The sequence below is a fragment of the Agromyces salentinus genome (assembly GCF_009749395.1).
GTDB classification, from domain to species: Bacteria; Actinomycetota; Actinomycetes; order Actinomycetales; family Microbacteriaceae; genus Agromyces; species Agromyces salentinus.
Genome location: NZ_WBIR01000019.1, coordinates 39,531 through 52,146 on the forward strand (window position 1 = coordinate 39,531; position 12,616 = coordinate 52,146).

Here is a 12,616-nt window from a genome sequence, read left to right on the forward strand (position 1 = left end):
CTCCGACGGGCACTGACGCGAACGGCGGCGGGCCGATTCGCCGTCCCGATCCGTGGGCGGCGATGCCGATTTCCGGTGTCGCTGCCCACTTTTGGGGATCGGCTGCCTAGGCTCGAACGCGATGATCCGCTTCGACTCCGTCACCAAGACCTATTCAGGGCAGGCGAAGCCCGCACTGAACGACATCGGCGTGGAGATCCTCCGCGGCGAGTTCGTGTTCCTCGTCGGCGCCTCCGGCTCCGGCAAGTCCAGCTTCCTCCGACTGATCCTGAAGGAGGAGAAGCCCTCGAAGGGCACGATCCACGTGCTCGGGCAGAACCTCGGACAGATCTCCAGCCGCAAGGTGCCGTACTTCCGGCGCGACCTCGGGGTCGTGTTCCAGGACTTCCGGTTGCTGAACGACAAGTCGGTGTACGAGAACGTCGCGTTCACGCTCCGGGTGATCGGCAAGTCCCGCGGATACATCCACTCGGCGGTGCCCGAGACGCTGAAGCTCGTCGGGCTCGACGGCAAGGGCAAGCGCATGCCGCACGAGCTGTCGGGCGGTGAGCAGCAGCGCGTCGCGATCGCGCGCGCCATCGTCAACAAGCCGCAGATCCTCCTCGCCGACGAGCCGACGGGCAACCTCGACCCCGTCACGAGCGCGGGCATCATGACCCTGCTCGAGCGCATCAACGCGGGTGGCACGACCGTCGTCATGGCGACGCATGAGGCCGGCATCGTCGACGAGATGCGCAAGCGCGTCATCGAGCTCTCCGCGGGCGACATCGTGCGCGACGAGCGGGCGGCCGGTTACGGCACGGTCACCGGCACCCTGCCGGAGGACGAGGATGCCGTGGCAGCCGCCGAGGCCGAGGCCGCGGCCGGAGCCGAGCCGACCGAGGGCGGGGGACACGTCCAGTCCGACGCGACGGGCGCGACGGCAGCGGCCACCGCCACGGCGGCGGCCGCCTCCGCCGGGAAACCCAAGCGCGAGCCCAAGGCCAAGCAGAAGGCGCGCCGCGGCGAGGGCGAGGCCATCACGGCCGCGGCACCCAAGGTCACGCCCGAGATGATGCAGCACAGCCAGCCCCTCTACGTCGAGCCCGAGGCATCCGACGAGGTGACGGATGCCGCCGCCGAGATCACGGCCGCGGCCACGGCGTCGATCGAGGTCCAAAGCGGCACCGACGGCGATGATGCCGGGGGTGACGCCGACGACGACGCGACGGCGACCGCCGCCGAGACGCCGAAGGGGGCGGCCGCAGACGCCAAGGCGCACCTCACGCTCGCGGAGCGACTGGGGCTGCGCGCCCCCGGCGGTCCGCGCGAGGGCGACGACGACCAGGAAGTGGGCCCGACGCGATGAGGTTCGGACTCGTGCTCGCCGAGGCGGGCAACGGCCTGCGACGCAACATCACGATGGTCATCTCCGTCGTGCTCGTGACGTTCATCTCGCTGACGTTCGTCGGCACCGCCGCGCTCCTGCAGCTGCAGATCGCCCAGATGAAGAACTACTGGTACGACCGCGCCCAGGTCGCGGTCTACCTCTGCACCTCCGTCTCGACGGCGCCCGGCTGCCTCGACGGCGAGGCGACGCCCGAGCAGAAGGCCGCGATCGAGGCGCAACTGACCTCCGACACGCTCTCGCCGTTCATCGACGAGTTCTACTTCGAGGACCACCAGCAGGCCTACGAGAACTTCCAGACGCAGTTCGAGGGCACGCCGGCGGCCGACTACGTGACGCCCGAAGTGCTCAACGAGACGTTCTGGGTGAACCTCGTCGACCCGTCGCGCTCGGACGTGCTCGTCGAATCGCTGCAGGGCCTCGCGGGCGTCGAGCAGGTGCAGGACCAGCGCCGCTACCTCGACCAGATCTTCGACGTGTTGAACGCCGCGAGCTACACGGCGATCGCGGTCGCCGCGATCATGCTCGTGGCTGCCGCGCTGCTGATCGCCACGACGATCCGGCTGTCGGCGTTCTCGCGCCGGCGCGAGCTGGGCATCATGCGTCTCGTCGGGGCATCCAACCGGTTCATCCAGACCCCGTTCGTGCTCGAGGGGGTGTTCGCCGGGCTCATCGGGTCGATCCTGGCGGGCGGGGCGGTGGTCGGCATCGTGCACTTCTTCGTGCAGGGCTACCTCTCCGAGCGGCTCTCCTTCACGTTCGTCGACGTCGGCGACGCCCTGCTGGTCGTGCCGTTGCTCATCGTGGTGGGCGTGCTGCTCGCCGCGGTCTCGGCCGGCATCGCGATCACGAGGTACCTGCGCGTCTGAGCCGATCCGCGACGCTCGTTCGCCGTGACGTCGGGTCTGGAGCGGCTCGGCGTGCACTAGAGTGAAAGGCTGCTCCGGATGCCCCGGGGCGAGCGAGGCCGGAACGAGTCCGGTCGTCCGACGAGAAGGAGTGCGCCGTGCCGAGGGAACGCGGTCAGAAGGTGGTGGCGACCAACCGCAAGGCCCGCCACGACTACACGATCGAGGACACCTACGAGGCCGGCATCGTGCTCACGGGCACCGAGGTGAAGTCCCTGCGCGAGGGGCGCGCGTCGCTCGTCGACGGGTACGCCTTCATCGACGGCGGCGAGATGTGGCTCGACGCGGTGCACATCCCCGAGTACACCGAGGGCACCTGGAACAACCACGCGCCGCGGCGCAAGCGCAAGCTCCTGCTGCACAAGCACGAGATCGTGAAGATCAGCCACCGCACCTCGCAGGGCGGGTACACGCTCGTCCCGCTGCAGATCTACTTCGCCGACGGTCGCGCGAAGGTCGAGATCGCGGTCGCGAAGGGCAAGCGCGAGTACGACAAGCGTCAGGCGCTCCGCGAGAAGCAGGACCGGCGCGAGGCCGACCGGGCGATCTCGAGCCGGCGCAACCTGGGCGACTAGGGCTCGCATCGGCGCGAACGCCCTGGGGATTCGTGGCCGCCCGGGACCCGGAACTTCGAGGCGCGCTCCCAGCCGTCGCCTCGCGGGCCCGAGGTAGGCTCGACGCGATGGAGACCTCGACGCGCATTCCGGTTCCCGGCACCTTCAACTTCCGCGATGTCGGCGGACTTCCGGCGAAGACCGGTACCGTGCGCGACGGCGTGCTGTATCGTTCCGACGGCCTCTACCGCATCGGTGCCGAAGGCCGCTCGATGCTGCAGGACCTCGGCGTCGGCATCGTCATCGACCTGCGCGACGAGCAGGAGGCCGAGCGCATGCCCGACGACCTCGACGGGCTGGAGCTCGAGGTGCTGCGGCTGCCGGTCTTCGAGGGCTCGGGTGCCTCGCAGGGCGCGGCCGGGATCTCGCTCGAAGCGCTCTACGACCGCATCGTCACGATGCACGCGGCGGTCGTCGTCAGCGCGCTCCGCGAGATCGCGAGCGCCGGCGACCGTGCCGTGCTCGTGCACTGCACGGCGGGCAAGGACCGCACCGGGGTCGTCGTCGCGTTGGCGCTGCTCGCCGTCGGCGTCGATCGCGACGCCGTGATCGAGGACTACGCCCGCACCGAGGCGAACCTCGCGGGCGAGTGGCTCGAGGAGATGATCGGGCTCATCGGCCGCTACGGCGTGGCCGACACCCCTGAGCTGCGCACCCTCATGGGCGGCAGCCCGCGTGAGGCGATCGAGGGCGTCATCGAGACGGTCGAGCGTGCGCACGGGTCGACGAGGGAGTACCTGCTCGCGTCGGGGCTGAGCCTCGGCGAGCTCGCCGCCCTCGAGACGCTGCTCATCCGGGCGGACTGACGCCGCACGGCGAACCGTCGTCGGCCACGAGTGGTGGTCGGTCCGCCGACGTCGAGCCGCAGCGCGACCTCAGCGGGCCTCCGCTTCGAAGCGGGCGTCGACGGATGCCGAGATGACGAGCTCCTGCGGCGCGAACTCGGTCGGCTGCCCCCCGCCGTCGGAGGCCATGGCCTTGAACGCGCGCATGGCCACCGGCGTCGCGGGCGGCATGCCGCGGTCGGAGAGCTCGACGATCACCGGCGCCCCGAGGCCGAGCGCCGAGGCGTACACCGCCGCCCGGTCGAGGGCGTCCGCGACCGCCGCACGCTGCGCCGACTCGCGGGCCGATGCCCTCGACGCGTCGGACAGCCGCCAGTCGACGCCGCCGATCGTGAGCTCCTCGCTCGCGGCGGCTTCGCCGAGCCATTCGCCGACGCGCGCGAGGTCGCGGAACACGACCTCGACGTCGGCGCTCGCCTGGTGCACGATCGTCGCGGACTCGCCCTCGGCGCTCCACGGGCGATACGACCACGCGCGGAGCTGATCGCTCGTCCAGCGCTCGAGCGCACCGGATGCCTCGAGTTCGCGGACGCCGGCGAGCAGGCGTGCGTGCGCGGCTGCCGTGCGGGCGGCGACGTCCTCGCGATCGGGCCCGGAGGCGCCGACCGACAGGGCGACGGCCGCGAGTTCGGGGGCGACCCGGTGCTCGGCCTCGCCGTGGACGGAGATCGTGGTCGGCATGTCTGGCCTCTCGACGACGGTGACGGGCGCGCGCCCGTGCCGCGCTGGCACGCGGTCGCGCCAAGCCTATGCGCGTCGGCCGACAACCGGTCCGAGGCGTGCCTCAGGCCGGCATCCGCACCGGGAGCACCCCCGCCCCGTCGAAGAGCCGCTCGAACACGATGCGCCGGTCGAACTGCATGGCATAGGACCGGGCGGCGGCCGCGCGCTGCATCCGCTCGGCCGGAGGCAGGGCCATGGCGGCATCGATCGCGACCGCGATGGCGTCGGGGTCCTCGACCGGCACGATGGTCGCATGCTCGCCCACCGCCTCGATGATGCCGCCCGTGTCGGTCGTGATGACGGCGCCGCCGCCCGCCAGCATCTGCTCGGCGAGCGCGATGCCGAAGGTCTCCACGAACTCGGGCCTGGGCTTGCTCGGCAGGACGTAGGCCGCGCAGCCCGCCATGAGGTAGGGCTTCTCGGCATCGTCGACGTCGTCGAGGAACACGATGCGGTCGGCGAGCGGCGATTGCGCCGCGCGTTCCCGCAGGGCGCCCTCCTCCGGTCCGCGCCCGACGATCACGAGCCGGGCCGCGTGGCGCGCTGCCGATCGCTCATACCCGGCGATGAGGTCGTCGACCCCCTTCGCCTTGGTCAGGCGCGACAGGAAGAGCACGTACCCGTCGCGCTCGAGGCCGCGCACGGCGAGCGTCGCCTCGGTCACGGCCGGGTCGAGCCCGACGTAGGCCGAGGTGTCGATCGCCGGGTAGGAGATGGCGATGCGGGCGCGGCACTGCTCGGCGAACCGGGTGCCGTGCACCGCGTCGATCTCGGCCGCCGACGAGATGATGAGCTCGCGCGTGTACTCCGAGACGGCGACGCAGTGGTCCTGCGAGAGGTAGCTCGAGAGCACGTGCGCGGCGGCGCCGAACCGGCCCTCCTCGACGCAGGAGCGCACGACGTTCGTGACATCCGACCCCACCGCCTCGGCGATGGTCGTCACGTTCACGGGAAGGCCCGTGTTCCATGCGGCCCGCACCGCGTCGGCGACCGCGATCGTGTGCGGGCTGAGGTAGAGCGAGAGGCAGACGGTGGGGACCCCGTCGGTGAAGAGCTCGATGAGTCGCCCGGTGATGCCCGCGAGGTAGCGGCCGTCGGGCACCTTGTAGTCGCCGACCGGATCGGGGCGCTCGACGAAGATCCCGTCGCTGTAGGGCAGCATCGTGTCGAGGGGCTTCAGGGGGAGCCCGGTCTCCTCGAGTCGTTCGATCGGCCACGTGATGATGCGCACCTCGTCGAAGCCGCGCAGGCGCGCCGCCTCGGCGAGGTTGCGACCCTCGACCGAGTGGCCGCAGATCACGGGATCCGCGCGATTGACGATCACGAGCCGGTTGCGCGGGATCCTGGTCATGATGCCTCCTCGTTCGAGTGATGGTGATGGTGTCGGTGTCCTGCGGGGTGATGCGGTCAATGCGCCGGCACGGGTGCCGAGGACGGCGGCCGGTCGTGGGTTCCCCACTCGCCGGGCTCCGGCCCGAGCTCGAGGAGCAGGCGGCCGCCGCGGTGCAGTTCGCCCCCGCGCAGCCAGGTGCGATCGAGCCGGTCGCCGTTGAGCGAGGCCGACTGCACGTACTGCGGCGGGCCGCCAGGGCGGGGCTCCGTGAATCCGGTCGTCGCGATCGTGAGTTCCCCGTCGCCCATGCGCAGCTCGCTCTCGGCGAAGGCGGGCGCGTTCACCAGGAACAGGTTCTGGCCCGCAACGGGGAAGAGGCCCAGCGAGGCCCAGACGTACCAGGAGCTGAGCCCGCCGGAGTCGTCGTTGCCCGGCAGTCCGCCCCGCCCGACGCCGAACTGCTGGTGCACGGCGGCGTGCACCACCTCGGCCGTGCGGTCGGGTCGGCCGGCGTAGTGGTACGACCAGGGCGCCTCCATGTCGGGCTCGTTGTTCAGGCCCTCGAAGCGGCCGAGTGCGTAGCCGGCGGCGAGCTCCTCGAGGCCGGGCCGGATGCCGGGCTGGCGCACCGGCTCCGCGCCGTACCCGAAGAACGCGTCGAGCTTCTCGACGAAGCGCTCGTCACCGCCCGCGAGGTCGATGCGCCCCCGCATGTCGTGCAGGATCCGGAAGGAGTAGTTGTAGCGGCTGCCCTCGTAGAACGTCGAGTCGTGCAGGAGGCCCGTCGTGTCGTCGAACGCATTGCGCCACCGCGCGGCGAGTTCGGCGAACTGCGCCACGAGCGCCCGGTCGCCGACCCGTTCGGCGACCTTCGCCGTGCACCAGTAGCCGTACGCGAGGTCGAGGGTGTGACTGATCGGGTGCGCGACGCCGCGGAGGAGGAAGTCCTCGCCGTAGGTGCGCCTGAGGTCCGCGTGCATGTTCACGAGCGCCCAGTCCCAGTCGATGCCCGGCAGCTCGAGCTGGCAGAGATCGGCGAGGAAGGTCTGCGCGAGCGCGCTGCCCTGTCGCGAGAACCGGTCGCTGCCACGCGCCATCCGATATCCGATCGGGAAGTTGCCCTCCTCCTCGCAGATGGTGAGCAGGGCCGATCCGAGCTCGACGGCCCGGTCGGGCATGAGCGCCGTGATGAGCGGGAGCTGGGTGCGATAGATGTCCCACATCGTCGACAGGTCGAACGCGAACGCGCCGTCGGACGGCCAGAACGGGCTCTCATCGGGGGCGAGGCAGGGCTTGATGAGCGAGTGGTAGAGCGCGGTGGAGAAGATCGTCTCGCGATCGGTGCTCGGCGTGTCGACCGCGATGGACTTGAGCTGCCGGCGCCAGGCCTTGCGGGTGCGATCCCGGCGCGGCGAGAACTTCGCCGGGCCGTCGCCGCAGTCGGCCCGCAGGTTGGCCCTGGCCTGTTCGACGCCGCGAAGCGAGAACCCGATGCGGACCTCGACGGTCTCGCCCGGCTCGCTCGGCCCGGCCCACATGAGTCCGAAGGGCCGCAGCGTCGTCGGGCGGATGTGGTCGAACGCGAGCCTGGTGCCGCCGGGCATGAGCCGGCGGTCGTACCAGAGCATCTGCCGCCACGACCTGGCGTCGCACTCGATGTAGACGGCGAGCGGGGTTCCTTCGACCACGATCTCGCCCTGGGCGATGCCGGGCCCGATCGACTCGAGCCTCGCGCGGAGGGGGATGGTCTCGCCGTACGGGATGCCGAGCCCGCCGAGCGAGAAGTCGATCACGATGCGCGCGCTGCGGTGACGGGGGAACGTGTACCGGTGCACCGCGCTCTTGGGGCCGACCGTGAGCTCGGCGCGGATGCCGTTCTCGAGCGTCGCGCCGTAGTAGCCGGGCTCCGCGGTCTCCTCGCCGATCTCCCACAGCCGTCCCAGCTCGTCGAGCGGTTCGATCATCGGCGTCACCCGGAAGTAGTTGTAGTACTTGCGGATCGCCCCCGTGCCCGACTGCTGGAAGTGCGTGAACCCGGATGCCACGGGCCGATCGTGGATGCTCGTGGGAACGCCCTCGGTGCTGAGGTCGTACCGGCCGTAGCCCGTGGGATAGGCGCCCGAGTAGGCGCAGGCCGAGACCATGCCGAGCGGGAACGTCGCGCCCGGGTGGGTGTTGCCCACCTGCGGCTTCGGCCACCACCACGTGGCCGCGAGCCCGGTGGGCGGCGGCAGGTCGGTGACCTCCGTGCCGATGAACGGATCGACGCGGCTGATCACCGGGCGGGCTCCCGCCTGATCCCGGCGCCCGCTCGGGGCGCCGATCGGCCGGTCACGGGCATCGTGCTCATGTGGGGACGCTACGGGGTGGGCGCGCGCCGTGGGTTACGGTCGGATGAACGATGGCGGGCGCGCGGGCTCGGCTCGTGGCATCCGCTCGGGGAGTGAGGTGCCGGATCGCGATCGGGAATGACAGCGCCGCCACGGTGTTGTACTCTGTAAGGCCGCGCGTTCCTCGTGTTCGTGCGGAATTGGGAACTCAACAGCGTGTGACAACGGCTCGCCGAACCGGTACGACCGGGCGGTGCGACATGGGGATGATCGGTTTCGACATCGTCTGTGTACCCACGAGAAGCGGGCCGAGGATCCAGGGTTATCTCGTAAACGATCTCTGGAAAACAATAACTGCCAATAAGACGCAGTCTGACTTCGCCCTCGCTGCTTAAGCGAGCTCGATAGTCCGTCAGCCCGGGTGTGTTCCCGTCCCGGTCGCTGGCGTCATCTAGGGAACTCGCTGTACGTCGTCGCCTGAGCGCCGTACGGGACTTTACTCAGGCTGGGCCTGTCGACTTGGGTGCCTGTGGCAAAGGTCGGGGCCGAGCAGAACGCTTGCACAGGATGCGCCCGGAGAAGGCGTGGAAACTCAGCGATGGACGGGGGTTCAATTCCCCCCATCTCCACCATCAGTCGTTGTCGCACGTTGTGGGAACTCACGCGAGAGGCCGTCCTTCGGGGCGGCCTCTCGTCGTCTCCGAACTCGCGCGCGGGTGCCGCGTCACCCTCGCGAGGTCTTGACATGCGACCGACGACAGGGAATCGTGAGGATCGCTCTCAACGATGAGAGCGCTCTCACGAGGTGGGAGTAGCCGTTCCCCGTCCGTTCGCGCGGACGGTGGTCGATGAAGATCAGGTGGAGCATGACGATGAAGACCAGTGCCAGGCGGCATCGGACATGGGCTGCGGTCGCAGCCGCAGGCCTCGCGGCCGCGACCATGACGGCGGTGGCCGCACCCGCCGCGGCGGACGAACCGGGAGGACTCGCCGGATCGGCGCTGTACGTCGATCCGTTCAGCACGACCCTCGAAGCGGCCCAGGAGCTGGACGGGCAGGCGCGGGCGGACGCGCAGCTGCTCGGCAGCATCCCCTCCGGGTCGTGGATCACGAAGGGGACCCCGACCGAGGCACAGGTCGCCGTCGACCGCATCGTCGACCGCGCGACGGCCCTCGGCGAGATGCCCGTGATCGTGGTCTACAACCTGCCGTTCCGCGACTGCGCCCAGTACTCGGCCGGCGGTGCGGCCGACACGGCCGCGTACCTGGCCTGGGTGGACGGCGTCGTCGCCGGCATCGGCGGCAGGCCGGCGAGCGTGATCCTCGAGCCCGACGGCGTCGGCATCATCCCGCACTACACGACGCTCGACGGCGTGCAGGAGTGGTGCCAGCCGGCCGAGCTCGACCCGGCCACCGCCGCGTCCGACCGCTACGCCCAGCTGAACGGCGCCGTCGACCGGTTGAAGGCGGGCGCCGCGACATCCGTGTACCTCGATGGCACCGGTGCGAGCTGGCTGAACGTCGGCGAGGTCTCCGACCGCCTGATCAAGGCCGGGGTCGAGCGGGCGGACGGGTTCTTCCTCAACGCCTCGAACTACCAGTTCACGGCGAACTCGACCGCGTTCGGCACCTGGGTCTCCTCGTGCATCGAGTACGTGACGAACGTGGCCGCGGCACCCGGGGCGTTCGGCGAGTGCGGCAACCAGTACTGGAACGGCGGCCCCGCCACCGGGTGGCAGGGCGTCGCGATGACGCAGTACGCGGAATGGAGCGCCGACGCCGCCGACCCGGCTGCGAACACCTCGGGCGTGGACTCCCGGTACGACCTGATCCTGGGCGGCGCCGAGCCGTCCACGCATTTCGTGATCGACACGAGCCGCAACGGCCTGGGGCCCTGGCAGTACCCGGCCGACACGTACCCGACGCACGAGGACTGGTGCAACCCGCCCGACCGCGGGCTGGGCGCTCGCCCCACCACCGAGACCGGGGTTCCGCTCGTGGACGCCTTCCTCTGGATCAAGGTGCCGGGCGAGTCCGACGGCAAGTGCTATCGGGGAACGAGCGGCCCGCTCGACCCCGCGCGCGGCATCGAGGATCCGGCGGCCGGACAGTGGTTCGTCGAGCAGGCCCGCGAGCTCATCGCACTCGCGGCGCCCTCGATCGCCCCGCTCACCTGCCATGTCGACCTGACGGCCACCCGCCTCGGCAAGGGCTTCGGGGCGGTCCTGGTCATCCGGAACACCGGCACGGAGGCCATCGATCCCTGGCGGCTCGCGTGGACCTTCGACGGCACGCAGCGGCTCACCCGGGTGATCGGCGGTTCGTTCTCGCAGCAGGGCGCCGAGGTGGTCGTCGACGCGCCCACCCGGCATTCGAAGCTCGCTCTCGGCCGCAAGACGCTCGTCGTCGTCGCCGGAACGGGCGCCGCGAGCGAGCCCTGGCAGTTCCGCCTCGACGGGCAGGCGTGCACCTCGAGCTGACCGGCGATGCGCGGCATCCGTCCCGGTCTAGACGGCCGGTGCGGATGCCGCGCGAAGGAGTTCCCTCGCCCGCTGCGCGGCCGGGTTGCCGTGCATCGAGCGCTTCGTGCGGAGCATGATGCGGCGCCGGACGGCGGGCGCGGCGAGGGACAGCATCACCGTGCCGGGCGGCAACCCGATCGCGCCGAGGCGGGGAAGCACGGTGATGCCGACCCCGTGTGCGACGTAGTCGAACGCACTCGTGTAGTCGGGTGCCTGGATCCGGAACCGCGGCGCGAACCCGGCCGCCGCGCAGCCCGACATGACGATCTCCCGGCAGGTCCCGCGGCTGTGGTCGTTGTCGATCCACGGTTCCGCGGCGAGGTCGCCGAGCGTGACGGCACCGCGATCCGCGAGCGGATGCCTCTCGGACACCACGACGACGTAGTCCTCGGTGCGGAGCTCCTCGAGGTCGTACGCATCGCTCTCGCCCTCCGCGACGGTGGGGTCGCGGTCGCCGCGGATCGATTCGGCGACGTAGACCTCGAGATCGGGGTCGGCGGTGCGATCGCCGCGGAGTTCGAGGATCGAGAGCTCGAGTCGCAGGTGCGGGAACTCCTCGGTGAGCGCGGCCACGACCCGCGGCAGCCAGGCGCGGTTGGCCGAGGAGAACGTGCCGATGCGAAGCGTGCCCGTACGGCCAGTGCGGAGGTCGTCGACGGCGCCGTCGAAGTCGGCCAGGTGGTCGAGCACCCTCGACGCCCGCTCGGCGACGGCGATGCCGGCCGCCGTCGCGACGATGCCTCGCCCGCGGCGTTCGACGAGGGCGAGGCCCGTCTCGCGCTGGAGCGCACTCACCTGCTGGCTCACGGCCGAGGCCGTGTAGCCGAGGCGCGCGGCGGCGCGATTGATCGAGCCGGTCTGCACGACCGTGCGGAACACCTGGAGGCGCTGCGGATCCACCATGGTGCGATCGTACAGTCATGCTTATGCAATGCCAACGATCGTTCGCTTGTGCTGTCGTGATCGCCACGTCAGGCTGAAGGCATGACCGCCGCTCCGCCCGCCGTGCCCACCGATGACCCGGACGCAGGACCCGCGACCGACTCCGCCGCACGGGAGGTGGCCGGATGGCGTGTGCTCTCGGCGATGGCCGTCGTGCTCGTGCTCTGGGCCTCCGCGTTCATCGCGATCCGGTTCGTCGGCGACGCGCTCTCGCCCGGTCCCCTCGCCCTCGGACGGCAGCTGGTCGGGGCGGCGGCGCTCGTCGCGGTCGCCGTCATCCGCCGCCCGCCCTGGCCGCGCGGCCGCACGCTCGCGCTCATCGCCCTGTACGGCGTGCTCTGGTTCGCGGGCTACACCCTCGTGCTGAACCTGGCCGAGCGGCACCTCGATGCCGGCACCGCAGCCATGCTCGTCAACATCGCGCCACTCCTCGTCGCGCTCGCGGCGGGCGCGTTCCTCCACGAGGGCTTCCCGCGCCCGCTCATGATCGGCATGCTGGTCGCATTCGTGGGCGTGGTGATCATCGCGACGGGCGGCATCGGTGCGCACAGCGACCCGCTCGGCATCGTCCTCGGCATCCTCGCGGCCGTGCTCTACGCACTCGGGGTGCTCGTGCAGAAGGTCGCCCTGCGCACCTCCGACGCGCTCAGCGCCACGTGGATCGGGTGCGTGGTCGGCGCCGCAGCCCTGCTGCCGTTCCTCCCGCAGGCGGTCGGCGAGGTCGGCGCCGCGCCCGCGTCCGCGATCCTCGCCATGGTCTACCTCGGCATCTTCCCGACCGCCGTCGCGTTCCTGCTCTGGGCGTACGTGCTCAAGCGCACTCCCGCCGGCGTCACCGCGTCGGCGACGCTGGCGGTGCCGGCCATCGTCGTACTGCTCTCCTGGCTGCTGCTCGGCGAGCTGCCGACGCTCCTCGGCATGGTCGGCGGCGCGCTCTGCCTCATCGGCGTGGCGATCAGCCGCAGGTCGAGCCGACGCCCGCGATCGTGAGCGGATGCCGCGTGCCTGCGTC

Annotated in this window: 10 protein-coding genes and 1 other RNA gene; 7 read left to right on the forward strand and 4 right to left on the reverse strand. The window is 70.9% G+C overall.

Annotated elements, in window-relative coordinates; translation table 11 throughout:
- The first annotated feature begins 121 nt into the window (after positions 1 to 121).
- The 4 genes from ftsE to GQQ95_RS15945 all read left to right on the forward strand — a co-directional run bounded on the left by ftsE (position 122) and on the right by GQQ95_RS15945 (position 3,715).
- A complete protein-coding gene (gene ftsE, locus GQQ95_RS15930) occupies positions 122 to 1,348 on the forward strand; it encodes a cell division ATP-binding protein FtsE (protein ID WP_157428606.1) in 1,227 nt (408 codons plus the stop codon).
- Entirely contained in the window at positions 1,345 to 2,256 is a 912-nt protein-coding gene (gene ftsX / locus GQQ95_RS15935; protein ID WP_157428607.1) for a permease-like cell division protein FtsX, read from the forward strand. Before ftsE ends, ftsX begins: the two co-directional genes overlap by 4 nt.
- A gap of 137 nt (positions 2,257 to 2,393) precedes the next feature.
- Positions 2,394 to 2,870: an SsrA-binding protein SmpB gene (gene smpB / locus GQQ95_RS15940; RefSeq protein ID WP_157428608.1), complete on the forward strand. Its 477-nt coding sequence runs from the start codon at positions 2,394 to 2,396 to the stop codon at positions 2,868 to 2,870.
- Positions 2,871 to 2,977: 107 nt separating this feature from the next.
- Entirely contained in the window at positions 2,978 to 3,715 is a 738-nt protein-coding gene (locus GQQ95_RS15945) for a tyrosine-protein phosphatase (protein WP_157428609.1), read from the forward strand.
- Between the two features lie 69 nt (positions 3,716 to 3,784).
- Here the strand turns inward: GQQ95_RS15945 and GQQ95_RS15950 are convergent, their stop codons facing one another.
- The 3 genes from GQQ95_RS15950 to GQQ95_RS15960 all read right to left on the reverse strand — a co-directional run bounded on the left by GQQ95_RS15950 (position 3,785) and on the right by GQQ95_RS15960 (position 8,089).
- Positions 3,785 to 4,435, reverse strand: coding sequence for an SIMPL domain-containing protein (locus GQQ95_RS15950; RefSeq protein ID WP_157428610.1), 651 nt, complete (start codon positions 4,433 to 4,435; stop codon positions 3,785 to 3,787).
- Between the two features lie 103 nt (positions 4,436 to 4,538).
- Positions 4,539 to 5,828, reverse strand: coding sequence for a glycosyltransferase (locus GQQ95_RS15955; protein WP_157428611.1), 1,290 nt, complete (start codon positions 5,826 to 5,828; stop codon positions 4,539 to 4,541).
- Positions 5,829 to 5,884: 56 nt separating this feature from the next.
- Complete coding sequence (locus tag GQQ95_RS15960) at positions 5,885 to 8,089, reverse strand: glycoside hydrolase domain-containing protein (RefSeq protein WP_157428612.1); 2,205 nt, start codon at positions 8,087 to 8,089, stop codon at positions 5,885 to 5,887.
- 313 nt (positions 8,090 to 8,402) lie between these two features.
- Between GQQ95_RS15960 and ssrA the strand changes: the two genes are divergently transcribed.
- Together ssrA and GQQ95_RS15970 are read left to right on the forward strand one after the other, a co-directional pair.
- Positions 8,403 to 8,772: a transfer-messenger RNA gene (gene ssrA / locus GQQ95_RS15965) on the forward strand.
- A gap of 240 nt (positions 8,773 to 9,012) precedes the next feature.
- Positions 9,013 to 10,620 (forward strand): glycoside hydrolase family 6 protein, encoded by a 1,608-nt coding sequence (locus GQQ95_RS15970; protein WP_246205616.1) that lies wholly within the window; start codon positions 9,013 to 9,015, stop codon positions 10,618 to 10,620.
- A 27-nt stretch (positions 10,621 to 10,647) separates the two neighbouring features.
- Here GQQ95_RS15970 and GQQ95_RS15975 read toward each other — a convergent pair whose 3' ends face one another.
- Positions 10,648 to 11,565 (reverse strand): LysR family transcriptional regulator, encoded by a 918-nt coding sequence (locus GQQ95_RS15975; protein ID WP_157428613.1) that lies wholly within the window; start codon positions 11,563 to 11,565, stop codon positions 10,648 to 10,650.
- 81 nt (positions 11,566 to 11,646) lie between these two features.
- Here GQQ95_RS15975 and GQQ95_RS15980 point away from each other — a divergent pair, with 81 nt between their 5' ends.
- On the forward strand, positions 11,647 to 12,594 hold the full coding sequence (locus GQQ95_RS15980) for a DMT family transporter (RefSeq protein ID WP_212275515.1): 948 nt from the start codon (positions 11,647 to 11,649) through the stop codon (positions 12,592 to 12,594).
- The last annotated feature ends 22 nt before the right edge of the window (positions 12,595 to 12,616 follow it).

Bases quoted from the DNA above. Each gene is read 5' to 3' on its own strand.
- GQQ95_RS15980 (WP_212275515.1), top strand. From the start codon at position 11,647: ATGACCGCCGCTCCGCCCGCCGTGCCCACCGATGACCCGGACGCAGGA.
- GQQ95_RS15945 (WP_157428609.1), top strand. From the start codon at position 2,978: ATGGAGACCTCGACGCGCATTCCGGTTCCCGGCACCTTCAACTTCCGC.
- GQQ95_RS15970 (WP_246205616.1), top strand. From the start codon at position 9,013: ATGAAGACCAGTGCCAGGCGGCATCGGACATGGGCTGCGGTCGCAGCC.
- GQQ95_RS15975 (WP_157428613.1), bottom strand. From the start codon at position 11,565: ATGGTGGATCCGCAGCGCCTCCAGGTGTTCCGCACGGTCGTGCAGACC.
- GQQ95_RS15955 (WP_157428611.1), bottom strand. From the start codon at position 5,828: ATGACCAGGATCCCGCGCAACCGGCTCGTGATCGTCAATCGCGCGGAT.
- GQQ95_RS15950 (WP_157428610.1), bottom strand. From the start codon at position 4,435: ATGCCGACCACGATCTCCGTCCACGGCGAGGCCGAGCACCGGGTCGCC.
- ftsE (WP_157428606.1), top strand. From the start codon at position 122: ATGATCCGCTTCGACTCCGTCACCAAGACCTATTCAGGGCAGGCGAAG.
- ftsX (WP_157428607.1), top strand. From the start codon at position 1,345: ATGAGGTTCGGACTCGTGCTCGCCGAGGCGGGCAACGGCCTGCGACGC.